General features: G+C 38.5%; 25 protein-coding genes and 4 riboswitches. Of the genes, 2 read left to right on the top strand and 23 right to left on the bottom strand.

Annotated elements, in window-relative coordinates; genetic code table 11:
- Positions 1–101 precede the first annotated feature (101 nt).
- The 18 genes from mmsB to L323_RS41885 form a co-directional block, all read right to left on the bottom strand.
- On the bottom strand, positions 102–1,274 hold the full coding sequence (gene mmsB / locus L323_RS25485; protein ID WP_020814471.1) for a multiple monosaccharide ABC transporter permease: 1,173 nt from the start codon (positions 1,272–1,274) through the stop codon (positions 102–104).
- The gene (gene mmsA, locus L323_RS25480) at positions 1,274–2,809 is read right to left on the bottom strand and encodes a multiple monosaccharide ABC transporter ATP-binding protein (RefSeq protein ID WP_031341799.1); all 1,536 of its coding nucleotides are present in this window, start codon (positions 2,807–2,809) and stop codon (positions 1,274–1,276) included. The genes mmsB and mmsA overlap by 1 nt, the downstream gene beginning before the upstream one ends.
- A gap of 145 nt (positions 2,810–2,954) precedes the next feature.
- On the bottom strand, positions 2,955–4,091 hold the full coding sequence (gene chvE, locus L323_RS25475; protein ID WP_020814469.1) for a multiple monosaccharide ABC transporter substrate-binding protein: 1,137 nt from the start codon (positions 4,089–4,091) through the stop codon (positions 2,955–2,957).
- A gap of 231 nt (positions 4,092–4,322) precedes the next feature.
- A complete protein-coding gene (locus L323_RS25470) occupies positions 4,323–5,660 on the bottom strand; it encodes a glycosyltransferase family 2 protein (RefSeq protein WP_020814467.1) in 1,338 nt (445 codons plus the stop codon).
- A 188-nt stretch (positions 5,661–5,848) separates the two neighbouring features.
- On the bottom strand, positions 5,849–6,487 hold the full coding sequence (gene thiE / locus L323_RS25465; protein ID WP_020814466.1) for a thiamine phosphate synthase: 639 nt from the start codon (positions 6,485–6,487) through the stop codon (positions 5,849–5,851).
- Positions 6,477–7,298 carry a hydroxyethylthiazole kinase gene (thiM, locus tag L323_RS25460; protein ID WP_020814465.1) on the bottom strand — a complete coding sequence of 274 codons (822 nt, stop codon included), beginning with the start codon at positions 7,296–7,298 and terminating at the stop codon, positions 6,477–6,479. The genes thiE and thiM overlap by 11 nt, the downstream gene beginning before the upstream one ends.
- A 15-nt stretch (positions 7,299–7,313) precedes the next feature.
- A complete protein-coding gene (gene thiC / locus L323_RS25455; protein ID WP_020814464.1) occupies positions 7,314–8,624 on the bottom strand; it encodes a phosphomethylpyrimidine synthase ThiC in 1,311 nt (436 codons plus the stop codon).
- Complete coding sequence (gene thiD, locus L323_RS25450) at positions 8,621–9,433, bottom strand: bifunctional hydroxymethylpyrimidine kinase/phosphomethylpyrimidine kinase (RefSeq protein WP_020814463.1); 813 nt, start codon at positions 9,431–9,433, stop codon at positions 8,621–8,623. Before thiD ends, thiC begins: the two co-directional genes overlap by 4 nt.
- A 105-nt stretch (positions 9,434–9,538) precedes the next feature.
- Positions 9,539–9,638, bottom strand: a riboswitch (TPP riboswitch).
- A gap of 72 nt (positions 9,639–9,710) precedes the next feature.
- Positions 9,711–9,809: riboswitch (TPP riboswitch) on the bottom strand.
- A 39-nt stretch (positions 9,810–9,848) separates the two neighbouring features.
- On the bottom strand, positions 9,849–10,826 hold the full coding sequence (locus L323_RS25440) for a tocopherol cyclase family protein (RefSeq protein ID WP_020814461.1): 978 nt from the start codon (positions 10,824–10,826) through the stop codon (positions 9,849–9,851).
- 65 nt (positions 10,827–10,891) lie between these two features.
- On the bottom strand, positions 10,892–12,481 hold the full coding sequence (locus L323_RS25435; RefSeq protein WP_020814460.1) for an alpha/beta hydrolase family protein: 1,590 nt from the start codon (positions 12,479–12,481) through the stop codon (positions 10,892–10,894).
- Between the two features lie 150 nt (positions 12,482–12,631).
- On the bottom strand, positions 12,632–13,072 hold the full coding sequence (locus tag L323_RS25430) for a Fur family transcriptional regulator (RefSeq protein ID WP_020814459.1): 441 nt from the start codon (positions 13,070–13,072) through the stop codon (positions 12,632–12,634).
- A 189-nt stretch (positions 13,073–13,261) separates the two neighbouring features.
- Positions 13,262–15,085, bottom strand: coding sequence for a ferrous iron transport protein B (gene feoB / locus L323_RS25425; protein ID WP_020814457.1), 1,824 nt, complete (start codon positions 15,083–15,085; stop codon positions 13,262–13,264).
- A gap of 35 nt (positions 15,086–15,120) precedes the next feature.
- Complete coding sequence (locus L323_RS25420) at positions 15,121–15,342, bottom strand: FeoA family protein (RefSeq protein WP_020814456.1); 222 nt, start codon at positions 15,340–15,342, stop codon at positions 15,121–15,123.
- Positions 15,343–15,459: 117 nt separating this feature from the next.
- On the bottom strand, positions 15,460–15,645 hold the full coding sequence (locus L323_RS25415) for a hypothetical protein (RefSeq protein ID WP_020814455.1): 186 nt from the start codon (positions 15,643–15,645) through the stop codon (positions 15,460–15,462).
- Positions 15,646–15,658: 13 nt separating this feature from the next.
- Complete coding sequence (locus L323_RS25410; RefSeq protein WP_020814454.1) at positions 15,659–16,039, bottom strand: DUF1667 domain-containing protein; 381 nt, start codon at positions 16,037–16,039, stop codon at positions 15,659–15,661.
- Entirely contained in the window at positions 16,032–17,270 is a 1,239-nt protein-coding gene (locus L323_RS25405; protein WP_020814453.1) for an NAD(P)/FAD-dependent oxidoreductase, read from the bottom strand. Before L323_RS25405 ends, L323_RS25410 begins: the two co-directional genes overlap by 8 nt.
- 19 nt (positions 17,271–17,289) lie before the next feature.
- Positions 17,290–18,330, bottom strand: a complete 1,041-nt coding sequence (locus L323_RS41890) for an NAD(P)/FAD-dependent oxidoreductase (RefSeq protein WP_278244945.1) — start codon at positions 18,328–18,330, stop codon at positions 17,290–17,292.
- Positions 18,248–18,757 carry an NAD(P)/FAD-dependent oxidoreductase gene (locus tag L323_RS41885; RefSeq protein ID WP_278244944.1) on the bottom strand — a complete coding sequence of 170 codons (510 nt, stop codon included), beginning with the start codon at positions 18,755–18,757 and terminating at the stop codon, positions 18,248–18,250. Before L323_RS41885 ends, L323_RS41890 begins: the two co-directional genes overlap by 83 nt.
- Positions 18,758–19,072: 315 nt before the next feature.
- Between L323_RS41885 and L323_RS25395 the strand changes: the two genes are divergently transcribed.
- Complete coding sequence (locus L323_RS25395; protein WP_020814452.1) at positions 19,073–19,297, top strand: hypothetical protein; 225 nt, start codon at positions 19,073–19,075, stop codon at positions 19,295–19,297.
- A 38-nt stretch (positions 19,298–19,335) separates the two neighbouring features.
- Here the strand turns inward: L323_RS25395 and L323_RS25390 are convergent, their stop codons facing one another.
- The 5 genes from L323_RS25390 to ribD form a co-directional block, all read right to left on the bottom strand.
- Positions 19,336–20,265: a magnesium transporter CorA family protein gene (locus L323_RS25390; protein WP_020814451.1), complete on the bottom strand. Its 930-nt coding sequence runs from the start codon at positions 20,263–20,265 to the stop codon at positions 19,336–19,338.
- Positions 20,266–20,487: 222 nt separating this feature from the next.
- Positions 20,488–20,656, bottom strand: a riboswitch (M-box (ykoK) riboswitch).
- 83 nt (positions 20,657–20,739) lie between these two features.
- Positions 20,740–21,207, bottom strand: a complete 468-nt coding sequence (gene ribH / locus L323_RS25385) for a 6,7-dimethyl-8-ribityllumazine synthase (RefSeq protein WP_020814450.1) — start codon at positions 21,205–21,207, stop codon at positions 20,740–20,742.
- On the bottom strand, positions 21,188–22,459 hold the full coding sequence (locus L323_RS25380; protein ID WP_020814449.1) for a bifunctional 3,4-dihydroxy-2-butanone-4-phosphate synthase/GTP cyclohydrolase II: 1,272 nt from the start codon (positions 22,457–22,459) through the stop codon (positions 21,188–21,190). The genes ribH and L323_RS25380 overlap by 20 nt, the downstream gene beginning before the upstream one ends.
- A gap of 26 nt (positions 22,460–22,485) precedes the next feature.
- Positions 22,486–23,142: a riboflavin synthase gene (locus tag L323_RS25375; RefSeq protein ID WP_020814448.1), complete on the bottom strand. Its 657-nt coding sequence runs from the start codon at positions 23,140–23,142 to the stop codon at positions 22,486–22,488.
- A 20-nt stretch (positions 23,143–23,162) separates the two neighbouring features.
- On the bottom strand, positions 23,163–24,266 hold the full coding sequence (gene ribD, locus L323_RS25370) for a bifunctional diaminohydroxyphosphoribosylaminopyrimidine deaminase/5-amino-6-(5-phosphoribosylamino)uracil reductase RibD (RefSeq protein ID WP_020814447.1): 1,104 nt from the start codon (positions 24,264–24,266) through the stop codon (positions 23,163–23,165).
- An 82-nt stretch (positions 24,267–24,348) separates the two neighbouring features.
- Positions 24,349–24,474: riboswitch (FMN riboswitch) on the bottom strand.
- 249 nt (positions 24,475–24,723) lie between these two features.
- Here ribD and L323_RS25365 point away from each other — a divergent pair.
- A complete protein-coding gene (locus tag L323_RS25365; RefSeq protein ID WP_020814446.1) occupies positions 24,724–25,965 on the top strand; it encodes a DNA polymerase Y family protein in 1,242 nt (413 codons plus the stop codon).
- Positions 25,966–25,969 lie beyond the last annotated feature (4 nt).

Genomic DNA, 25,969 nt, shown 5'->3' with positions numbered 1-25,969 from the left:
TTAAAGCAGCTGCCAATAAAAATAATAGGATTTCTACCGCCGGAAATAAATAATGCTGACAGTACGAAATCCTATTATAATATTTGTAAACTTAAGTCTTTTTATTTTGATTTTGATTTGGAAAGTACATCAAATGCAACTGCTATCAATAATACAAGACCTTTGATTGTCATCTGCATGTCACTACCTACTCCAAGTATTGACATACCGTTATTGAGAACACCCATAACCAGGGCACCAATAACACCTCCAACAACTGTTCCTATTCCACCGTAAGCAGATGCTCCACCTATAAAGCAGGCTGCAATAGCATCAAGTTCAAAGTTAACTCCGGCTTGAGGAGAAGCTGCATTAAGACGTGCAGTGAAGGTTATACCTGCAAGTGCAGCCAACACTGCCATATTTACATATGAGAAGAAAAGAACCTTGTTAGTATTTATACCTGACAGTTTTGCAGCTTTTTCATTTCCGCCCATTGCATAAAGATAACGTCCAGGCACTGTCTTCATAGTAAATATTGAATATGCCAGTATCAGAATACCAATTAATGCAAGAATTATTGGAATTCCCTTGTAAACAGCCAACCAGTAAGTGAAAACACCTATTGCAGCTACTACAAGAATTAATTGGATTATAAACAGATAACCCGGTGTAACTTCAAAATCATATTTCTTTCTTTCTGCTCTCTTCTTAACTTCCAGATAAATATATATAATTGAAACAATTACTCCTATGAACAGAGTCAAAATGTTAAGCTTTGTGCCAAATCCGTTAAACAGGTCAGGAATGTAACCTGCGCTGATATTAGTAAAGCTTTCAGGGAAAGGTGAAAGAGTCAATCCTTTAAGCATGGTTATTGTAAGACCCCTGAAAATAAGCATTCCAGCCAAGGTAACTATGAATGCAGGAATTCTTACATATGCAATCCAGAAACCCTGCCAGATTCCAATAATACCACCAATTAAAAGGCATAGTAAAACGGCAAGTCCAACATTCATTTTCATATTTATTACAAAGATACCCATGATTCCGCCAATGAAAGCACAAACGGAACCCACCGAAAGGTCTATGTTACCGCCGGTTAAAATACATAGGGTCATACCAACTGCAAGGATAAGAACATAGCTGTTTTGAAGTATCAAGTTTGATACGTTCATGGGTAACAGAAGGACACCCTTTGTTGCTATCTGAAAAAATGCCATTATTACAACCAAGGCAATCAGCATGGCATACTGCCTTAGGTTCTTTCTGAAAATATTTATAATTGTTTCCATTACACTACCTCCCTGTTACTCTGCATAATGCATTTCATAATGCTTTCCTGTGATGCTTGACTCTTGTCAAGTTCTCCTACAATCCTTCCTTCATTCATGACATATACTCTATCGCTCATGCCAAGTATTTCAGGAAGCTCTGATGATATGATTATGACTGACTTTCCTTCGTCTACCAGTCTGTTTATTATGGTATATATTTCATATTTAGCTCCGACGTCGATACCTCTTGTAGGTTCATCCAGAATCAGCACATCCGGTTCAGTATATATCCATTTGCTTAATACAACCTTTTGTTGATTTCCGCCTGATAAATTGCCGGTTTTTTGTAATATACTTGGAGACTTAATGTTCATTTTTTTACGGAAATCTTCAGCAACTCGAATTTCCTGATTCTCATCCACTAGCATATTTTTCTTAAGTTTTTGAATTCCTGAGAGGGATATATTATTTTTTATATCCTGAATAAGGATAAGACCTGCTGACTTCCTATCCTCAGTTACATAAGCCAGTCCATTATTAATCGCTTGTTTTATATTGTGAAGTTCGATCTTTTTTCCGTCCTTAACAATCTCTCCGCTGATATTTTTACCGTATGACTTTCCAAATACACTCATTGCCAGTTCGGTTCTTCCAGACCCCATCAGCCCGGCAATACCTACAATTTCACCTTTTTTTACATTTAGGTTTACGTTCTTTATAACCTTTTTGCCTTCAATAGCAGGGTCATAAACATTCCAGTTCTTGATTTCAAAATTAATATTACCGATTTTAGGTGTTCGTTTAGGAAATCTGTCAACCAGCTGACGTCCAACCATTCCCTTTATTATTCTGTCTTCAGTTAAATCTTCATCTTTTTGGATAGTCTCGATAGTTGCTCCATCACGAAGAACAGTAATAGTGTCAGCTACCTTCAAAACCTCATTAAGCTTATGTGAAATTATAATGGAACTTATTCCTTCCGCTTTTAACTCAAGTATGAGTTTTAGAAGATTTTCTGAATCATCTTCATTCAATGCAGCAGTCGGCTCATCCAATATAAGCAGTTTAACATCCTTAGAAAGCGCTTTTGCAATTTCAACTAACTGTTGTTTACCTACACCAATTTCAGATATAAGTGTATGGGGATCTTCCTTTAGACGTACCTTTTTAAGAAGTTCGGTTGCCTGAATATGTGTCGTATTCCAGTTTATAAAACCGTACTTTGACCTTTCATTACGTAAGAATATATTTTCTCCTATGGAAAGATAAGGTTCCAATGCCAATTCCTGATGAATAATAACGATACCCATCTTTTCACTATCTTTAATGTTACTAAAAATACATTCCTGTCCGTCAAAAATTATATCTCCTGCGTAAGTGCCATGGGGATAAATTCCACTTAGTACATTCATTAATGTGGACTTTCCCGCTCCATTCTCTCCAACAAGTGCGTGGACTTCCCCTTTTCGCACTTTGAAATTAACGTTGTCAAGGGCTCTTACTCCGGGAAAAAGCTTTGTAATATTTCTCATTTCAAGTATAAACTCTGCCATTTCCTCATCTCCCTTTACTTTGTATTCGGCTTGCATATATGAAAGCTTATCAAGCCTTGACATATGCAAACCGAACACATTCATGTCCGGTTTGCATAATGTAATTAGTTGCTTAATTAAATTATCTGCATATTCCTATTATTTATTACTTCAGATCAGCTTCCTTGTAATAACCGCTGTCAACAAGAATTTGCTTGTAGTTGTCTTTGTCAGCGTATACAGGATCACAGAGGAATGAAGGAACAACTTTGCTTCCGTTGTTATAATCCTTTTTGTTGTTTACAGTAGCTTCTTTTCCTTGTAATACACTATCTACCATTTCAACAACCTTTGTTGCAAGAGTTCTTGTATCCTTGAATATTGACATTGACTGCTGTCCGTTAATCATTGCCATAACGTTTGGCTTGTCACAGTCCTGTCCGGTAATAATCGGATATGGCTTGTCGCTGCTACCGAAACCTGCATTTTTAAGAGATGCAACAATACCAATTGCAAGACTGTCATTTGGTGAAAGAACTGCATCAAGTTTCTTACCGCCTGCATAATTAGCTGTAATCAGATTATCCATTCTTGCTTGTGCTTTTGCAGAATCCCAACCTTGGATTGCGATTTTTGCGAAATCCTTCTGACCGCTTGTTACAACAAGCTTACCGCTGTCTATATATGGTTTCAAAATACTATATGCGCCGTCGAAGAAGTAATTTGCATTATTATCATCAGGTGATCCACCAAAAAGTTCGATATTGAATGGTCCTTTTCCATCTTTAAGACCCAATTTCGTTTCAATGTATTGACCTTGAATTACACCAACCTTGAAATTATCAAATGTTGCATAATAGTCTACGTTTGGAGTCTTCATTATAAGTCTGTCATATGCTATTACTTTTACTCCACTATCTGCTGCTTTTTTCAAAACGTCAGAAAGAGCTGAACCGTCAATTGCTGCAATAACAACAACTTTACTGCCCTTAACAATCATGTTTTCGATCTGTTGAATCTGAGTGTTTACATCATTGTTAGCGTACTGAAGATCAACCTTGTAGCCTTTTCCTTCAAGTTCCTTCTTCATGTTGGCACCATCCTGGTTCCAACGTTGTAATGACTGAGTAGGCATTGCTACACCGATTAATTGTCCGCTGGCAGCTGTATCTGTAGCTTTTGCAGAATCCGTAGATGCTGCTGATGAAGATGCGGAAGCATCAGTTGAAGTTGAAGTTCCACAAGCTGCAAGCATACCTACTGAGAGGACAGCTACCAAAATCAAAGCGATTACCTTTTTCATGTCTTTATTCCTCCTGAAAATATTTTACCCTTCCGACGTATATTAGAAGTAAGTTCCGGGAACAATAAGTATGTCGGTCAAGTTTTATACTGTTATATTAATATTTTGAGGAATCTAAATAAATGTGATTTTTTTTATAATCCTTTAATTTTTTTAGAATTTTTTTAGTAATTATAAACAAAGACAGACGGGAATTTAATTTGTTTACTATAAATATTGTACAAAAATATTTCATTTCCATACTCTTCGAAGCTTAAGTGTTTCCTGAATATATCCCCAAACAGAAATCGGACTCATTAACATCTGATAAAATAAGACATATAAAACAAATCCAAAAACATTTTTTCTTACACGCAAATTTAATGATTTAAAAACACCCTTTTGATAGGTGTACAATACAAAATTCTGAAACAATGCAAGTGGTATTACAAAAAGAGTCGCCGGGCCCACAATCCAAAAATGCCCGAAAAAGGCCAGTACCAACCCCGGCAGCCAGCAAAACGTATACACAAAATCCATAAATGGCATAAAAAGGTTACAGCCTGTAAGATATCTTGCAGAATAAATAGGCTGTGTCCAGGGCTTAAATAACTTCAGGGCTTCAACCATTCCTCTTGCCCACCTGCTCCTTTGTCTGAAAAAATGCTTCAGGGAAGTAGGAACATCCGTAAATGCTACTGCCAACGGCTCGAAATAAACCCTGCAATTATTTTTTAAAAAACTCCAGGTCAAAACTATATCCTCTCCTATTGCATCAGGCCATCCACCCACTTGCCTAATCAACTCGGTCTTGTACAATGAAAAAGCTCCCTGTGCTACCAATGTGCTTTGAAACAACCCCTGCAATCTTTTAATGCTCGCAATACCTAAAAAATAGTCCCATTCCTGAATTCTTGCAAGCATATTCCCACGGCTGTTCCTGACAAGAACTGTTCCTGCAACAGCGCATACGTCGTCAGGTGAACTTTCCATACGGGCAACAATATTCCTCAAGGCAGATTTATGCAGCAATGTATCTGCATCAAGTGTTAACACATATTCTGTCTCTACATGTACCAGTGCAGCATTTAAAGCAAAGTTTTTCCCGGGGGTACTCTCATGAATTACAGTCAGATTGAGATCCATTTTTTCTCCTGCTTTTATTGCAGCTTCAGTTGTTTTGTCCTTTGAATTATTATCTATTACTATTATACTTATTTCTCCCTCATAATCCTGTGATGCTACATATTTAACAGTATTTTCAATACTTTTTTCCTCGTTATAACACGCAATCAGTATTGTTACGGGTACTTGGGGCGTAGAATTTTTAACTTCTGGCTGCCTGTCCAATAAAAGGCTTGATACCATGAATGCATTCATATATCCGGGGATATATGCTATACCTGCAATTACCAGTATAGAAATTGGCAATGTTATGTAAAGTGATAAATCAATAATCCATGGTATGGAAAAATAAATGGAGAAAGCCATCCAAATTAATCCTGCAATCATGCTTATTATAAACTTATTTTTTACAGGGATATAAATTTTTTTCTTAGTCTTTAATCTGGTTGTCGTTATCCGCTTCATTGATTTGCTCCGTTGAATGTCATGAATTAAGTTTATATAATAATACCATTGATAAATTTATTAAGTCAACTAACTTTAATTTAGTTTTACCAAACAAAGACATTGATTATGCTACTGGCAATTTTTAATTAAAAAAAGCACAAAAAAATACCCCAAATTCTTCCTTTTTACGTTAAGATTTGAGGTATTTATTTTAAGCTTTTTTTCCCAAATATTTCAAGCATTTTTTCAGCAGATAATTTTATATCCTTTTGCGCAATAATAGCGGATACCACGGCAATCCCGTTTATTCCCGTATTTCTCAGTTGAACTGCATTCTGTGCATTTATTCCGCCTATCCCTATTACAGGAATTGATACTTCCTCTATAATTTTCATGAGAGTCTCTTTTGACACTGACTTTGCATCTATTTTTGTACTTGTTGAAAACAAGGCACCTACTCCGATATAGTCAGCCCCGTCTCTTTGAGCCTCTATTGCCTTCTCAACAGACCCTGCCGATACACCGAGTATTCTGTCTTTACCTATGATTTTCCGGACAACAGCTGCCGGCAAATCACTCTGGCCCACGTGAACTCCGTCAGCTCCTATCGCCAAAGCGATATCAACTCTGTCATTTATAATAAGCGGTACCTTATAGTTGTCTGTTATTGCTTTAACTTTAATGGCAGTTTGGTAAAAATCCCGGGAAGAAGCTGTTTTTTCACGTAACTGAACCAAAGTACAACCTCCCATTATTGCCTGCTCCACTGCTTCTTCCAGTGTTTTGGTACTCATCAGGTCACGGTCGGTTACAAGATAAAGGGTATAATCAATTTTAGATTTCATTTATTCTTGCCTTCTCTCCGAAAATATTTTCATCCATCTTACTGATGTAATCAATTACTGCAAGATGATAGCTTCCCGTTCCTTTATGTCCTGCGGCTTCATAAGCAATCTCTCCCGCTATTCCCATTACTGTCACTCCTGCCACAGCAGCTTTGAAATAATCGTTTTCCGCCCCGCAGAAGGCGCCAACCAAGGCAGTAGTCATGCAGCCCGTTCCCGTGACATTTGACAACATTTTATGTCCGTTGGAGATTGTCACAACGTTTTTGCTGTCTGAAATTACATCAACGGCTCCCGTTACGGCTACAATACAACCAAGCTTTGCAGCCGCCTTTTTTGCAACAGCCGTAGAGTCATTGAATTCAATGTCGGTATCTGATACGTCAACACCTTTTGTTGTGGCATTAAGCCCTGCTATATAAGATACCTCAGACAAATTTCCACGCAAAACACTTATTTTCACTTTATCCAGAATCGCTCTTGTGACTTCATTTCTGAAGGTTGAGGCCCCTGCACCGACAGGATCAAATATTACGGGCATACCCTTCTCATTTGCTTTTTTACCTGATAGAATCATTGATTCCACAGTCCTTTTGTTTAATGTCCCTATATTTATTACAAGTGCGGAAGAAATGGACGTGATATCCGCAGCCTCATTAATATCATCTGCCATAATTGGGGAGGCCCCTATTGCCAGAATTACATTTGCACAATCATTTACGGTTACATAATTTGTAATATTGTGAATAAGTGGCTTTTTACTTCTGACTTCAGCAATTAAACTTGCTATTTGCTTTGTATACTCACTCATAGCTGGTCTCCTTTACTATTTCTCTGTCACAAACTCAACCTTTTCACCGGCTAAAATCTTATTAGTAGTCCTCATAGCACACATTTTTCCGCACATTGAGCAGGTATGTTTGTCCGTGGGAGGTGTGCTTTCAAAATATGCTCTTGCCTTATCTTCGTCAATAGCATATGAGAACATTTCTTCCCAGTCAATTCTGCATCTGGCATCGCTCATTTTGTTATCAATTTCACGTGCATTGGGTATCCCCTTTGCAATATCGGCAGCATGAGCAGCAATTTTTGAAGCAACTATTCCTTCTTTTACATCCGAAAGGTCAGGCAGTCTCAAATGCTCCGCAGGAGTTACATAACACAAGAAATCTGCACCGTTTGCCGCAGCAATTGCTCCGCCTATTGCCGAAGTGATATGGTCATAGCCAGGTGCAATGTCAGTTACCAGAGGCCCCAGTACATAGAATGGTGCTCCATGACACAGTCTCTTCTGAATAGTCATATTGGCGGCTATTTCATTCATAGCCATATGGCCCGGCCCTTCAACCATTACCTGTACATCTTTTTCCCATGCACGCTTGGTCAGGTTGCCCAGTTCTATAAGTTCACTTAACTGTCCTGCATCTGAACTGTCGTTGATACTGCCGGGCCTCAGTGCATCTCCGAGACTTATTGTGACATCATATTCCCTGAGAATTTCAAGGAAATCATCATAATACTCATAAAAAGGATTTTCATTGCCGGTCATCTCCATCCATGCAAAAAGAAGGGAACCTCCTCTTGAAACAATATTAGTAAGTCTTTTTGAGCGTTTGAAACACTCAACTGCACGTTTATTTATTCCTGCATGAATTGTCATAAAGTCCACACCTTCAATAGCGTGAGCCTCAACAACCTTAAAAAAATCCGAAGCCTTAATATCCATCAAGTCCTTTTCAAGGTAGCCTATGGCATCATACATGGGAACTGTTCCTATCATGGCAGGAGAACGTTTAATAAGCTCTTTGCGAAAGGTGTTTGTCTTTCCGTAATTACTAAGGTCCATTATGGCTTCAACGCCAAATTTAATTGACATATCAACCTTTTTCATTTCTTTTGTGTAGTCAGGACAATCTCCCGATATTCCCAGGTTTACGTTGATTTTTGTTCTCAGTCCCTGGCCTATCCCCTCCGGGCTTAGGGACCTGTGGTTTATATTTGCCGGAATGGCTATTTTCCCCTCACCAACAAGCTCCCGCAGCTTGTTTTCGTCTATTGACTCCTTTTGAGCAACTATCATCATTTCATTTGTAATAATACCTTTTTTTGCCGCTTCCATCTGTGTTTTATAATTCATAGCAACCTCCAATTATCCAATCCGTCTTTATAGACTCCATATAAATGATGTGTGGGGCCATGCCCCTTTCCGATTTCAAGTGAATGTTCAATTGCCATTGTGACGTATTCTTTTGCTTTTTCGACCGCTGTTGGAAAAGGTAATCTCAAGGCAAGATTTGAGGCTATGGCAGAAGAAAATGTACACCCTGTTCCGTGGGTATTTTTTGTCTGGATTCTACTAGTTGAATATATGTAAAATTCTCTTCCGTCAAAAAGTATGTCTTCCGCATCGCCATCCAAATGTCCACCTTTTATCAGAACACTTCCTGCCCCCATCTGGTGTATGCTAACAGCTGCCTTTTTCATATCCTCCGGGGTAGTTATTTCCATCCCGGTTATTGCTTCTGTCTCCGGAATATTGGGGGTTAGCATACCCGCCAGAGGTATCAATCTTTTTGTAAAAAATCCCAGGGCTTCTTCTTTCATCAGGGCATGACCACCTTTTGCAATCATTACAGGGTCAATAACCACATTTATCGGCTTATACTGTTCCAATTTCTCAGCAACGGCTTCCATGCACTCCCTGCCTGACAGCATACCTATTTTTACTGCATCAGGTGTTATGTCTTCAAAAACCGCATCCATCTGCTTCTTAATCATATCAGGCGTTATATCCTGGATATCAATAACCCTGCACGTATTCTCTGCTACCACCGATACAATAACACTCATTCCATAAACACCGTGAGCAGCAAAGGTTTTCAAATCTGCCTGAACTCCTGCTCCTCCGCTGCAATCAGACCCTGCAACTGTTAGTACTTTTTTCATTAAATGCTACACCTCCTTAATGTAACAGGGGTATTTGTTCCTCTTGACCTTTGGCAAAGTAAAAAAAGATGCCCTCCACCAGGAAAGCACCTTTAACCTATACAATAAGTAATCATCTTTGCTTCCCTACACCGGTATTAACCGACAGGTTCCAAGGGTCAGGTTTTACCTTCTCAACCAAAAATTGGTCCCCCCACAAGTCCTACTATTAAATTTTTAAACAAAAAACGCCCACCTTTGCAAGGTGAGCGGCATTTATCAAAATCTCTTCTAAAATTTCTGATAATATTTTGCTTCCCTACACCGGTGTTAACCGACAGGTTCCAAGGGTCAGGTTTTACCTTCTCAACCAAAATTGGTTCCCCCGCAACTGTTACTATTGAATTTTATCATAATATAGTAAATGGGTAAAGAACTAATTTTTCGTTTCAAATTGTCTGAAGTCCCCTGCCAGCTCCAATCCGGTATTATTTCCGGTATCTGAAAAAATTATATTCCCCGTTCTATCCTTTAAAACAACTTCTACCTGAGAAGTTATGCTTTCAGTTATATCTATGTCCATCATGCCGTTTTTCGGCGCTTTTAGAACTCCCCCTCTTGATACGGAAGCTTTTAGTGAAAGTGTATTCTTGGAATCTTCCACAACAATTTCAAGAACGTTATTTTCATAAGATAACTTTTTTATTTTAGCTCCGGTATAAGTGGCAAACCTGAAAAATCTGTCTCCAAGCTTCAAAAAAGAAATAAGCCCGTCAAAGCTTGATGTCAGCCAGGGTATGGATGCAATTGAAAACATAAGGCAAGTGTTTTCTGATTTAAAATGGTTGCATTGAAGCCAAATCCATGACTTTGGAAAAGAGGTTCCCCAATCCTTTTCAAGATATCCGTAGCCTCCTGAAAAATCCGTATCCCTGCCGTTAATATTTAAAACTCCTTCAATTCCGCAATGTATGTTTACAATTCCGTGGTAACATTCCATAAAGGGTATAAAAGAAAAAGGCCCCATAATGCCCGGATTAAATGTAGTTTTGGGAAACGGAACCACTTCTGTATAACCAATTTTACCTTTTAAATTGAAGTCCTCATCCTGTATATTAATGGAAAAACCATCCCTGTTAAAATAATTGTCTTTTATTGAAATATCAAATTCTTTTACAGAATATGAAAAGTCGCTGATTGGGAACCTTTTATAAAGTGTTTTTCCCGAAACCGCATCAATTACCTGTATAAAAGCATGCTTGTCACTTTTGGTTTTTGACACACCGGGAATAACCGCATAAATATTTTTAGCATGTTTATCAATTATTTTGAAATACCATCCCTCAAAATAACCTCTATGCCTATACCTTCCCTGATATATTTCCGGGTTGAAAATTCTGTTGATTAAATACATAAAGAAACACTCCGTTAGTTATATATAACGAAGTGTTCCCATTTTTTGAATTCTTAAGCTAAGTATTATTTCTTTATAAATCCGGCAATATCATTTATAACATACTGAGGAATATTTCCATTAACATAATATTCAGCAGGAGTCGGTTGTCCTTCTCCCTCCAGATACATATGATTCAGTTTGGGATAAAGCTTGAATTCTGCATTTGATTTACCTTCAAAAGCTTTTTTCCATCCCTCATAGTCCATTTTCGGACTGACCTGATAATCTCTTTCACCTTGCAATACAAGAATTGGTTTTTCAATTTGCTTAGCTGTTCCAATAACATCATAGTTTTTCATATCATAGAAGTAATATGGCATTCCAAGACTATAGCCTTTGGGCGGATTTGCCGGATCAAAGCTCTTGTCCTGTATCAGTGCAACCTGTGCCTTTATAGCCTCAGCCTGCTCCTCAGTTGCCATACCCAATCCTGCAAGATATTTATATTGCTCCGGCAGAAGCTCGTATAAAGGTCTGGAACAACCGCTCATTATGATTCCGGCTTTGAATGTACCTGTTTTGTCGCTGTCAAGTATCCTCGGCAAATCATATCCACCCTCACTGTGTCCCAATACGGTAATATTTGAAGCATCTATATTATCCATTGTTTTGAGATACTTTGCAGCAGCAAAAGCGTCCTCTTCAAATTCCTCAGTCATGGTCAGTTTAGGTAATAACTGTATTCTAAAGCCATACTCCAAAGTTCTTTTCTCGTATCTCAAAACTGCTACTCCCTGACTTGCAAGACCCACGGCCAAATCCCTGAAAGGCTTTACGGGGCCCAAGGTTTCATCCCTGTCATTCGGACCTGAACCGTGTACCAGTATAACTGCCGGAAACGGACCTTTTCCCTTTGGCATTGTCAGCGTACCGGGAAGCTTCCATTCTCCTCCCCCGATTGTTACCTCCTTTTCCGTATAGTTTACAGAATTATCGTAAGAAGGTTTTGAATATGTAAATTGTGACGAATCAGCTGCCTGATTAAATTCATCTATTTTTCCGTTATAGTCAAATCTTAGTATAAAATTGTATTTGGCCTGCTGAACCGTGAATGGTATAAAAACATTCTGGTGTACAGTGTTTTTAGATATGGTCATGTTTTTAACATCAGGCTCAACAACAGAAAATGTAGCAGCCAGTGTAGAATTTAAAAATTCTGTAGTAACATACTTTGAAAAACTTTTGCTAAGTAATATTGAACTATCTGCAGTCTTTCCGGCTTTAACCATGTCTATGAACTTTATAGAAATAAGTTTAATATAGTCATCGCATGTAAGCTTAAGTCCAAGCTCGGAATTCAAGACACTTAATGGTAAAATTGTCCTTCCCGCTTCAACCTTAACTTTTTCTTTTAAAACCTTCGCTTTTCCGTTTAATATAATATCACAACGGTTGATAAAAAGTTTCAACTCATTACTACCCAACTTGACTGTGGTAATTTGCTTTTTAGCGTCCCAGGAAACCTGTCCACCCAAGGTCTCACAAGCAAACTTGACAGGGACGTATATATCCCCTGAAACCGACTGGTTGTTTCCTTGGGCAGCATACGCAGCTGTTCCGCCCAGAATCATAATTATCAGCATTAAGCTGATTAGTCTTGTAATTTTTTTCATTATTTTCCTCCATTTATTGTAAATATTTAAACTTAATTATACACTGACTTATAATATAAACTATATTAATTTGAATAAAATTAAAGGCACAGCAGATAAACATTTTTGTTTATTTTTCCACTATGCCTTCTTTAAATATAGTTATATAATTTATTCCCTGCACTTTTTACATAATCCATAGAACTGTACTCTGTGGTCTTTTACAAGAAAGCCGTTCTTTTTAAGAATTTCTTCCTCCAGATTATCCAGCAAGTCTTCTTCAACTTCCGAAACACACCCGCAGGAACTGCAAATAAGATGATGATGTCTGTGATCCTCATTGGGTTTGACCAGCTCATACCTGCTAAAACCGTCATCAAAATCAAGTTTATGAACAAGATTGAGCTTATCCAACAAAACCATAGTTCTGTACACTGTTGCAAGGCCAATTTCAGGATGCTTAGCTTTAACCATATTGAACAGCTCCTCAGTACTTACATGTTGTCCTGAACACTGAACCAATGTATCAAGGATTGCCGCTCTTTGCCCTGTAAATTTATATCCGCATTCCTTTAATTTTTCTTTTAAAAAGCCGCTGTCGCCAGTATTCAAAAGGTAGTCCTCCTTCAACTATTTTTGCAGGTTTTCCACAATGAACATCCTTTACAATTTTCACATCCCCGCTTTTCTATAAATATTTTACCACATCTTGGGCATTTTGTACTTTCTTTTTTCTCTGAATTATATTCAAACTGGTACTTACACTGGCCGCACACAACTAACATAATTCATGCCTCCTTGTCAGACTATCAACTGAGCCAGAACTCCTCCTACCAAAAATGCTATAGCAAAGCTTCCAAGCCAGATTGCGGTTGCCTCTGCCTTTGATCTTTCCTTAAATATCATAATAATTGAAGCAACACATGGTACGAACAATGTAATAGTAATAAGCGCCACCAGCATTTGCGGACTTGTCAGTACCATGTGACTTAGTCCTGCCGCGCCGAAGTCTCTTCTGATAATTCCCATTATGAAAACTACAGATGCCTGTTCAGGCAGTTTTAGCCACTGAACCGTCAAAGGTGATATGGCATTTTCGATTGTCCCAAGGAGACCTGTGTACTGTAATACCGTTATTAAAACCGCACCAAGAGCAAATATTGGTGTAGCCTCAATAAGGAAGGCTTTTGCCTTTACAAATGTCTTTTTCATAACATTCTTGAACTGAGGCATCCTTATTTGCGGTAAATCTATAAATAACTGCGTAGATTCTCCCGGCAGGATTTTGTTCATTAGAACTCCTGAAATGCCGAATATTAAAATCAATAATGCGGTATAAGCTATTATATATTTCATTCCCAAAGGTGTCAGTAATCCTATAATTACACCAAACTGTGCTGAGCATGGAATCGTCAGTCCCAATAAAAACGTAGCAATTACACGCTCTCTTCTTGACCCTAAAAGACGGGTTGTCATTGTAGCCATGGTTATACAGCCGAATCCCAATATAAGAGGTATTATTGCCCTTCCGTTAAGGCCAACCTTTGAAAGGGTTTTGTCTGAAAGTACTGCAATTCTGGGCAGGAAGCCGGAGTCTTCAAGAATTGACATAAGCATATAAAATCCTATAGTCAAAGGCAGCAACAGTCCTAATATATAAATTACTGTCATTGTTAACAATCCGTAATCGCCTATCAATAAACTTCCGATAAATGAGTTTTTAGGGATGAAACCTAAAATTGATTCAATAAAAGGTTTATAATAGCCCTCCATTACTGTTCCTTCTGTAAAATCAACAACTGTCTGTGCTACAAAAACTCCTATGAACCAGAACATACCTGCCATTATTGCAAGCAGCATTGGTATGCCTGTGATAGGCTTTAACAGTAGTCTTCCAATGGTAGTTCCCAAACTTGTTCCATTATATGAATCAGAAAGAACGCTTTCCAGAATTCTGTCTACTCTTTGACGCCTATTTTTATAAATCTCTTCCCGCTTACCCGCAGTCGGCAAACCCTTTCTTTCCGAAAGAACCTCATCGTCTTCCAAAAGCATCAAAGCTTCGGCTTCGGTTATTTCGTTCAGATCATAATTATTCAAAAGCTCCTGAACACCTTCAGTTTTTATGCCGACTCCGGCATTGGCTATTTTTTGCTTAATTTCATTCATGCCAATACCTTTGAGTGCGGAAGTAGCCACAACTTCCACCCCTAATTGTCCGGACAGCGCTTCAGTATCTACCTTAATGCCTTTTTTAGTAGCTTCATCAATAAGGTTAACTGCAACAATTACTTTTTTGCCCATGTCAATAAGCTGCTGTGTCAAAAAAATATCCCTTTGCATATGAACCGCATCAATTACATTCAATACCAGGTCTCCGTTAATTATTACGTCCCTGGCAACTCTTTCCTCATCATTAAATGAGGATACACCATATATTCCGGGTGTATCCTCTACTATATAATCTCCGTAACGCCCAGTGCTTATATCTACCGTAGTACCGGGAAAGTTCGATACATCAACATACATTCCTGTAAGTGAATTGAAAAATACCGATTTCCCTACGTTCGGGTTTCCCACAAGAACCAGATGCTTTAAATCTTTTTTAGTAATAGTGTTTTCCATAATATCCCCCAGGCATACCAATAAATTCGGTTAGTTCAGCTCACTTTTTCAATAATTATGTGTTCTGCAAGTTTTCTGCTGATAGCAACTTCCTGAAGTCTGTTCTGCAATATTATCGGTCCCGCCGGCAGTTTTTCGGAACACTTCAGTTTGGAGCCTTCGTATATACAAAGGCGGATTGCTTGGGCACGGATATCCTTATCTTCTATACTTACAATTTCAATGATATCTCCTCTGCTAACTTTGTCTAATGTCAAATTAACCGCCACCTTTTTGATAACTATTCTCAATAATATATTAACTTAAAATGATAATCATTGTCAATAAGATAAAGGTAATTTGTACTAAACTTTTTCACAAATTTTACTCTTTTTTCAAGGCTTATTTTGTTTGTCCTTTACAACATAGCCCTGACAATTGTTTCCCGATGACTGGCGAACGGAAACAGAAGGCATTTGTCTGCCTTTAAATCCAAAAAGTTTACAACCGTAAGGCATTCTGGCATCATAAGTAATAAAGTAATAATTACATTTAAGACAATTGACTTTTTCCTGCTCCATTAAAACCTCCAGTTTACAATTTTTCTAATTCCGCAACCTCCTTGGTTGATATGAGCTTTGCTCCCGTTCCTAAAAGGTCATTTATAATCACCTGATGAAATGTCACCGGGGCTTCAAGCCGGATTTTTTTTATTTCATCCAAAGCCGCGGCTATCTTTTCTTTTGGAATGGGTTTGTCAGTTCTGACACTTACCAAAGGCAAAACGCCGTTTATTACACCCACAGTTGATGTAATACTTCTTTTTGGGAATTGGATTTCGTTTACAGCATATTCCTCACCCTTTTTACATGAAGCATTTTCTACCAGTGTTACTTTGTTATTACCTTCGTAGGCAACATTCATTCTGCAGCCGTTCGGACAAACTATACAAACTATTTCACGGCTTTTATTCATCTATACATACCTCCAGACCGCTTATATCCTTGAGTTCATGGGATTTCAGTTCAATCCTTACCATTTCGGCAGGATTTAAAGCCATAAAGAATTTTTTCTTCAATCGTTTTTCCCCGTCTTTAAAAACTATTGTTTTTCTTTTTGAAGGATTATTAACCCTCATTGAAAAGGTAATATCCTTGTCTGCGGAAATGGTCTGGGGGAGTACATACCTGATACCCTTGCCGGCTTTAACCATAACCTCTGATTCTATTGGCTTGCTATTTCTTATATAGGAAACCGCACTTTTAGCAGCAAGTTCGCCTTCCGCAGAAACGTAATCAACCAGATCATGTACCTGTAAAACGTTGCCACAGGCAAAGATTCCCGGTATATTAGTTTGAAGGTTTTCATCCACAGACGCACCGCCTGTAACGTTATCCAGAATTATTCCGGCGTTCAGAGCAACCTCGTTTTCAGGTATCAATCCAACTGATAAAATTAATGTATCACAGTCAAATCTTATGGATGTCCCACGTATAGGGGCTCCCTTTTCATTGACTTTTGCTACAGTTACACTTTTAACCCGCTCATGGCCCTCTATATTTGTCACGGTATGACTTAACAAAAGCGGTATATTAAAATCCTCAAGACACTGGGTTATATTTCTCTGAAGCCCACTGGAATAAGGAAGTTTTTCTACAACGGCCAAAACCTCAGCACCTTCCAATGTCAACCTTCTTGCCATTATAAGTCCAATATCGCCTGAACCAAGTATCACTACTTTTTTACCTACCATTATATTCCTGATATTAACCAGATTCTGAGCTACCCCTGCTGTAAAGACACCTGCAGGACGGGTTCCCGGTATACATATTGCTCCCCTTGTCCTCTCCCTGCACCCCATTGCCAGTATCACAGCTCCTGCCTTGTAGGTTTTTATTCCGTTTGGGCTTATGGTTGTAACCTCTCGGTTGCTGCTAATATCCTGAACCATAGTATTTGTTACTATATCTATCTGAAGCTTTTCAGCCTCGTCTATATATTTTCTTGCATATTCCGGGCCGGTCAGGGCTTCATTGAACTTTACAATACCAAACCCATCATGAATACATTGGTTTAGTATCCCCCCTGCGACAGGTTCTCTTTCAACCACCAGAATATCTTCTATTCCGTTCTTTTTAGCCTCTATAGCCGCAGCCAGACCTGCCGGGCCTGCACCAACTATAACTAAATCTTTATTTATTATCATACGCCTCACCTATACTTTTTTACTTTACCTGTCCGGTAAACAGTATTGAATTTTTACCTCGTAGAGTTATTTCTTCAGGATTTAACCCTTTTTCATTTTTCAGTATATCCACAATTCTGGTAAGACAGTAACCTCCCTGACATCTTCCCATCATTGCTCTTGCCCTGTATTTTATTCCTGCAAGAGTTGTAACTCCAAGTGGATTATTGACTGCGTCGAGTATTTCCTTTTTGGTTATCCCCTCGCATCTGCAGACTATCTCTCCATACTCAGGACATTCTTTTATCAATGCCTGTTTTTGCTCCACCGGTAATTCCCTGAACTGAACAATTCCCTTTCTTTCTGGGATAAAGTCCTTTTTAGGTGTCAAATCCTCTTTATTTGAAATAATGTCCCTTACCATACGGCTGATTGGAGCTGATGATGTAAGTCCCGGAGATTCAATACCTATAAGGTTTATAAGGCCTGGTACTACTTTCGATTCTTCTATAATAAAATCTCCGAAGCCCCCTGTTTTAGGCCCTACAATTTTCGACCGTATACCGGTATAGCTTCGTATAATATGTTTCATGCTCAGGGGAGGAAGAAGTTCCTTTGCCTCTTTAAAAAGCTTGTCCATTACAGTCTTTGTAGCACTGTAGTCATTTTTTGTTTTAATATACTCTGCACTTGGGCCGATAAGTATATTTCCTTCCATTGTAGGTGTCAGGTGAACGCCAAGTCCTCCTATTCCGGACCTTGGAACAGGGTAAACAGGCATATTCAGATATTGGCTTGTACGTTTGTCCAATATAAAGTATTCTCCGCGGCAGGGATATATCTTGTAGCCTGTTTCTCCCGCCATTGAAGCTATCCTGTCTGAATAGAGTCCTGCACTGTTAATGACGTATCTGCTGTAGTAATAAGATTCTCCTGCCTTTATACGGAAGAGATCATTTCTTTTTGAAATGCCCTTTACCTCGGTTTCCAGAAAGAACTTAACTCCATTTTGTACAGCATTTTCGGCAAGAGCCACCGTATACAAAAAGGGGTTTGTTATTGCCGTATTGGGGGACAGCATTGCTCCAATTCCCCCAACATGGGGTTCTAAGTTTTTTAACAACTCCCTCACTTATAAATTCAAGGCCTTTTACGCCATTCTTTTTGCCGTTTTCAATTAACTTGTCTATTCCCGCAAAGTCGCTTTCATCAAAAGCAACTATCAGCTTTCCTGTTTTTTTATATGGGACATCCAGCTCTCTGCACAGGCTTTCAAAACCCTCATTTCCTTCCACGCAAAACTTTGCCATAAGGCTGCCGGGCTTATTGTTAAAGCCTGCGTGTACTACGGCACTGTTTCTGCCGCTGGTTCCGGCTGCCACATCGCTTTCCTTTTCAAAAACCGCAACTTTTAATTGGTATCTGGAAAGCTCTCTTGCTATTGCGCAACCTACTGCACCTGCCCCAACTATTACAATATCAAATTGATTTTGAGTATTTATTTCCATTTATTACCCTCCAAGAGACATCAATACCTATTTTCTTACAAAAATATATTTGAATTATAGCACAATTCCATTCCTAAAAAAATGTTTACACTTTATGTGAGGATTATTTCTGAGAAAAAATGTACATTATCAAATTCTTTACATATAACTAATATAAGCAAGGAATTTGAAGCTATAATACAAACTTGCCATTTTTTCATAACAACTCCCTTGTACATGAACATAAATATGTCAGTTTCAAGGATAACCGACTTTGGCTATTTTCAAGCAATATGATATAATTTTTTTGATTATTAAAAGAAAGAGTGATGAGTTTTGTATTCCCGTAAGGAAAAATATTATGACGGCCGGGGAATTTTAAGAAATCCCGGAGACAGTTTCTTCGATAAAGAAGGAATACTACGCGACCCGGGTGAAGATTATTTTGACTATTTCAGTATATTAAGAAAAGCTGATGAAAACTTTTATGATAGTCAGGGCCTCTTAAGGAATTGCGATGATAGTTTTTATGACGGTGCAGGAAATATGTGTGAAAGATAAATAAAGGATGTCTCTTATTGAGGCATCCCTTTTTGTATTTAAAATAATTTTTTCTTGTAAAGTGTGTAACCCGTAACCATGCACATTACCACCGCAATAATTACTATAAACCAGAATGAATGTCCTCCTCTTAACGGCAAATCAACATTCATACCAAAGAAGCTGGAAATCATTGTAGGTATAGCCATAACAATCGTTACTGATGTCAAAAACTTCATTACTATATTGAGGTTGTTTGAAATAACGGAAGCAAAAGCATCCATCGTTCCCGACAGAATACTGCTGTATATATTAGCCATCTCTATGGCCTGCTTATTTTCTATAATAACATCCTCAAGAAGTTCTTGGTCATCCGGATAATTTTTTATATACTCAAATTTCATTAATTTTTCCAGAACAACTTCATTTGATTTTAATGCTGTTGAAAAGTATACAAGACTCTTTTCAAGTTTTAGCATCTGAATTACTTCCTTGTTCTTCATGGACTTGTAAACTTCCTGTTCCACTCTGCTGCTTGTTTTGTCTATATGCTTGAGGTATTGTAAGTACCTTGTTGCATTTCTGTATAGAATCTGGAGCACAAACCTTGTCTTAAATTGAGTTAAAAAGGATTTAACTCTGTTGTTTGCAAAATCATTAAGTATTGTGTCTTCTTTCAGACATACCGTAATAATTATGTGCTTTATAAGTATAATTGCAAGAGGTATGGTTGTATATACATTGAGCTTACCCTCTTTTTCTACAATGGGTACGTCAACGATTATAAGAGTCTGTCCATTGTCACTTTCAATACGGGCTCTTTCCTCTTCATCCAATGCAGCCTTCAAAAAGTCCATTTCCACACCCAGTGTATTGTGTACCTTTACAATTTCTTCCTCGGTAGGATTAATGAGATTCACCCATACTCCGTCCTCAAATGTATCTGCATGCGCTATTTCATTATTTACTGTTTTATAAATTTCAATCATAGATATCCCTCTTCTCTATATAGTCTTACATTAAGGGATTATTTGCTTGCATACATTACTTTGTCGACAAAGTAAACGGCACAGCAAACAAGCCCACATAACTTATTGAATTACGTATGTGATAATTACTATCAGGGTCGCAATCCATACCGTTCACCTCCTAAAGAAATTAAAAGAAATAAAAAAACCGTCGCAAAACGAGTGACGGGTTTATGTCATAGAAATAACCTTCACTCGTTGAGTTTTAGCACTATACAGCTTTGGACCACTTCTCTCCAGCTACATTAAGTAAAACCTTATTTCGGTAGTACCTGTTGACCCATTGGCATCTCTCGATGTTTCCGGGCAGCAGCATATATCTGTATAGGAACCTCACCTAACGAATATTTAATTAACAAAGTAATTATATACCTCTATTGTTCTTTTTTCAATATCTATGGATAATTAAATTTTTTAGAATTTTTTCTCGAATTTCTACAGTTGGTTAAGCAGGTTTGCCATTTCTATTGCCGTTACCGCTGCATCATATCCTTTGTTCCCTGCTTTTGTACCTGCGCGTTCAATGGCCTGCTCAATTGTATCGGTAGTAAGCACCCCGAAAATAACCGGTACACCTGTATCAAGTGATATTCGGGCTATCCCTTTTGACACCTCACCCGCCACATAGTCAAAGTGCGGTGTAGAGCCTCTGATTACTGCACCTACGCAAATTACCGCAGAATACTTACTTGAATTTGCCATTTTTTGTGCGGCTATGGGTATTTCAAAAGCACCCGGAACCCATGAAACAGTAATATCCGATTCGTTAGCCCCATGCCTTACCAATCCGTCTATAGCCCCTGCCAAAAGCTTGCTGCTTATAAACTCATTAAATCGCCCTACAACAATCCCAAACTTTAAACCACTTGCAATAAGATTACCTTCATTTGTTTTTATCGACATTTTTATTTTCCTCCTGATGCGCTGTTGTATTTTTATGACTTGTATTATTGTTTAAGCCTTCAAATAAATGGCCCATTTTTTCTTTTTTAGTTCTAAGGTAAAATTCGTTTTTATCATTTTCTTTTATTTGTATAGGCTCCCGTCCAACTACCTCCAAACCATAACCATTCAGCCCAACCAGTTTTTTGGGGTTGTTGGTCAGAAGTTTTATTTTTTTTATTCCTAAATCGTACAGGATTTGGGCACCTATGCCGTACTCTCTTAAATCTGCCGGAAAGCCCAGTTTTATATTTGCTTCAACAGTATCCATTCCCTGGTCCTGAAGCTCGTATGCACGTATTTTATTTATCAGACCGATGCCCCTGCCCTCTTGACGCATATAAAGCAAAACACCTTTTCCTTCATGGTTGATTCTACTCAATGCGGCCTCCAGCTGTTCCCCGCAGTCGCACCTTTTGGAATGAAAAGCATCGCCTGTAAGACATTCCGAATGTACTCTGACCAGAACGGGGTCTGTTGAGCCTGCCACATCCCCCTTAACAAGTGCTACATGGTGTTCTCCATTAGTAGTATTCTCATAACCGATTATTTTAAATTCTCCATAGGCAGTGGGCATTTTTGCTTCGGCAGCTCTTTTAATCAACTTTTCATTTTTTCTGCGATACTCAATTAGTCCTGCTACAGTTATTATCTTTAAACCGTGCTTTCGGGAGAATTCCAGTAATTGAGGAACCCTTGCCATCCTTCCGTCATCATTCATTATTTCACATATTACTCCCGCCGGATGCAGTCCAGCCATTCGGGCCAGATCAACCGCAGCTTCGGTATGTCCGGCTCGTTTGAGAACTCCTCCGTCTCTTGCCGTAAGCGGAAATACATGCCCCGGCTTTTTGAAGTCTCCCGGACGTGCATTCTTATTTGTAAGTTCAACTATTGTATGTGCTCTTTCAAAGGCCGAAATACCTGTTGTGGAATCCTTGTGGTCCACAGTTATCGTAAATGCCGTACCGAGACGTTCTTCATTGTGACTTACCATGGGGAAAAGCTCCAGTTCTTCTGCTCTGTCTGATGTCAGCGGAACACATATCATACCTTTACCATAGGTAGCCATGAAATTTATACTTTCAGGGGTAGCCTTTTCCGCAGCCATAAGGAGGTCACCCTCGTTTTCCCTGTCTTCATCGTCTACCACTACAACAATTTTACCTTGACGGATATCCTCTATTGCTTCTTCTATTGAACTAAAATTCAAGAAACTCACTCCTTTTTTATTTTATATTACACAAACCCGTGCTCTCTAAGAAATTCAGCCGATAAATCACTTTTGGAAGGTTCTGACTCTAGGATTTCGCCTTTTAACATCTTTTCTACGTATTTCCCTATAATGTCACATTCTATATTTACTCTGTCGCCAATACTTTTAGATCCAAGTATGGTGAATCCTCGTGTCAACGGTATAAGGGAAACCATGAAGGTATTTGAAGTAAGCTCCGCTATGGTAAGACTTGTACCGTCCAGAGCCACCGAACCTTTTTGAACAATATATTTCATAATCTGTTCAGGTGCAGTAATTGTAATAAGAACTGCATTATCCTCTTTCTTTAATCCGGTAATAGTCCCCGTTCCATCAATATGACCGCTGACTATATGGCCTCCCAGTCTGTCAGCAAGTCTTAATGCCCTCTCCAGATTTACCTTTCCGCTGGGCTTCAACTTTTCAAGTCCTGTTTTCCTCATGGTTTCCGGCATTACATCAGCCGTGAACCAGTTTTCTCCTAATTCAGTAACTGTAAGGCATATGCCGTTTACAGCTATGCTGTCCCCTTTAACAGTGCCTTCAATTACAGTTTTACATTCTATGGAAAGCTTAATCGAGCTGCTGCCGTATATAATCTTTTTCACACTTCCCATTTCTTCAACAATTCCCGTAAACACGCCTGTCACCTCCCAAATCGCTATTTGTCTGCAATATATCCCTCAATAAGTACATCTCTGTCAAACCTTTCAACTCTGATATCCGAAAGAGCTATGGCATCCTTCATTTTTTCTATTCCATCCCCCCCTACAGACGTTACAGCCGAACATCCGCCTATTATTTTTGGTGAAATAAAGGTCATAACCTTGTTTACTATGCCTGTCTCGAGTGCTGAAAAGTTAAGGGTACCTCCTCCTTCCAAAAGGACACTGTCAATTTCAAGCCTGTACAATTCCTCCATAAGCTCCCTGAGATTTACTTTTCCATTTTTTTGTGCTGTTTTTATTATCTTTACCCCACGGGATAAAAGCTGAGTTTCCTTGTCTTTATTGATTTTATCTGTAGTTGCAAGTATAAGTCCTTCCTTTGAATCACACTCAATAACCCTGCTGTCCATCGGAATCCTTCCGCCACTGTCAACTACGATACGGACAGGGTCAATGCCATCTCCAGAGGACGGCCTTGCAGTCAATGAGGGATTATCATTTATTATTGTGTTTACGCCTACCATGATTGACGATACCCTATTACGTATTTTATGGACATACTCTCTTGAGGATTCACCACTTATCCATTTGGAGTCCCCTGTAACCGATGCAATTTTACCGTCTAATGTCATTGCGGTTTTCATAATTATAAAGGGAAGCCTTTTAGTTATATAGTGTATAAATATTTCATTTAGTCTTCTTGCCTCTTCCTCAAGGACTCCCACTATCACATTAATATTGGCATCTTTTAGTATTTGTATGCCCTTTCCTGCTACCTTGGGGTTTGGGTCCACCATTGAGACAACTACTTCCTTTATTCCGGACTCCACAATTGCTTTTGCACACGGAGGAGTCCTTCCGTAATGTGAGCACGGCTCAAGATTTACATAAATAGTAGCCCCTGAAATATCAGTGGTAGCATTTTTAAAAGCACAAACCTCGGCATGAGCACACCCTAAAGCTTCATGGAAACCTTCCGAGATTATTTCGCCATCCTTTACTATAACAGCTCCAACCAATGGATTCGGGTTTGTTCTCCCCCACCCCCCTTTTGCAATTTCCAATGCCCTTTTCATATAAAACTCATGTATGTTCATTTTGTTCTCCTTGCTTTTATTTCCTTAGAATGCAAAAATCCCCAGAGGTAGACAACCCCCGGGGACAAAATAGCAAAATTAAATACACTATCTTTCATCCAGACTGTACTGTCGGCTCCGGAGTTTGACCGGATCTGCTTTCGCTCGCGGGCTTATAGCTTGTGCTATCTACCGCCGGTAAGGATTTTCACCTATCCCTGAAGTGTCATTATTATTATTAACATATTTTATTAAAGTAAACTATAACAGTATTGGATGTTTTAGTCAAGGTATAATATTCATTACCAAAACATAGAACACAAATATTAGTCTACATAAAATAAAAATGAGTTAAAGAAGTATTTATAATGCTTTGTTTTAGGTAAATTATTATACTACACAATTTTACCTCTTTACAAGAACATTTGTTCGGATTTATAATGATTATACGAACAAATGTTCTGACTGGAGTGACTTTATGAATAGAGTAATTTTACACTGTGACCTGAATAATTTTTACGCTTCTGTTGAATGTCTGTATAATCCACAGTTTAGGGATTATCCTTTAGCAGTTTGCGGAAGCCAGGATTTGCGTCACGGAATTGTTCTGGCTAAAAATTATATTGCGAAAAAGTTTGGAATAAAAACAGGCGAGGCTATCTGGCAAGCAAAACAAAAGTGTCCCAACCTCGTTGTTGTTAATCCCAATTATGCTTTATACCTGAGATTTTCAAAAGAAGCCAGAGAAATTTATTCGAGGTATTCCAGCCTTGTTGAGAGTTTCGGCATAGATGAGTGCTGGATTGACGTTTCTGAAAGCACCAAGCTGTTTGGAGATGGAGAAAAGATTGCAAATGAAATACGTGAACTTATTAAAACAGAGCTTGGTGTTACTGCTTCAGTAGGAGTTAGCTTTAATAGAATATTTGCAAAGCTTGGGTCTGATTTAAAAAAGCCTGATGCTACTACTGTTATTACTGAAAATAATTTTAAGGAAATGGTTTGGAATTTAAACGTTGGCGAATTGCTTTATGTAGGCAGGTCAACCCGTAGAAAACTTAACCAAGTCGGTATAATGACTATCGGAGACCTTGCAGGAACGCCTCTCTCTTTCATTAAAAGGTACCTTGGAAAATGGGGAGAAACTCTTTGGAATTTTGCTAATGGCATGGACTATTCTGAAGTAATTGCAACAGATTACCAAGAAACTATAAAAGGCATAGGAAATAGCATGACAACCGCAAGAGATCTTGTAAACACAGATGATGTCAAGCTTACTTTTACTGTATTGGCCGAAAGTGTTGCGGAAAGGCTTAGAAAACATAATTTAAAGGGTTCTACAATACAGATTTCTATTCGTGATAACGAGCTTGCATCAATTGAGCGGCAAGCAAAGCTACCGGTTCCCAGCTATATATCCGGTGAAATTTCACGTAAAGCTATGGATATTTTTAATGCAAATTGGGGGTGGCATAAACCTATACGTTCTCTTGGTATACGTTCAACTGATTTGGTTACGGCAGACACTCATACCCAGCTTTCCTTTTTTGAAGATTATAATAAACGTCCACAATTGGAAACTCTGGAATTCAGTATTGATGCCATTCGTAAAAGGTTTGGCCATTACTCTGTTCAAAGGGCAATTTTGCTTAAAGATAGTGCTCTTAATGCAAACCCCATTGAAGACAATATTATTCATCCTGTTTCATTTTTTAGGTAAGGTG

Source organism: Ruminiclostridium papyrosolvens C7 (assembly GCF_000421965.1).
GTDB lineage: Bacteria > Bacillota > Clostridia > Acetivibrionales > DSM-1351 > Ruminiclostridium > Ruminiclostridium papyrosolvens_A.
Note: the sequence above shows the minus strand (reverse complement) of the source record. Positions and strands in the feature narration are given on the sequence as shown.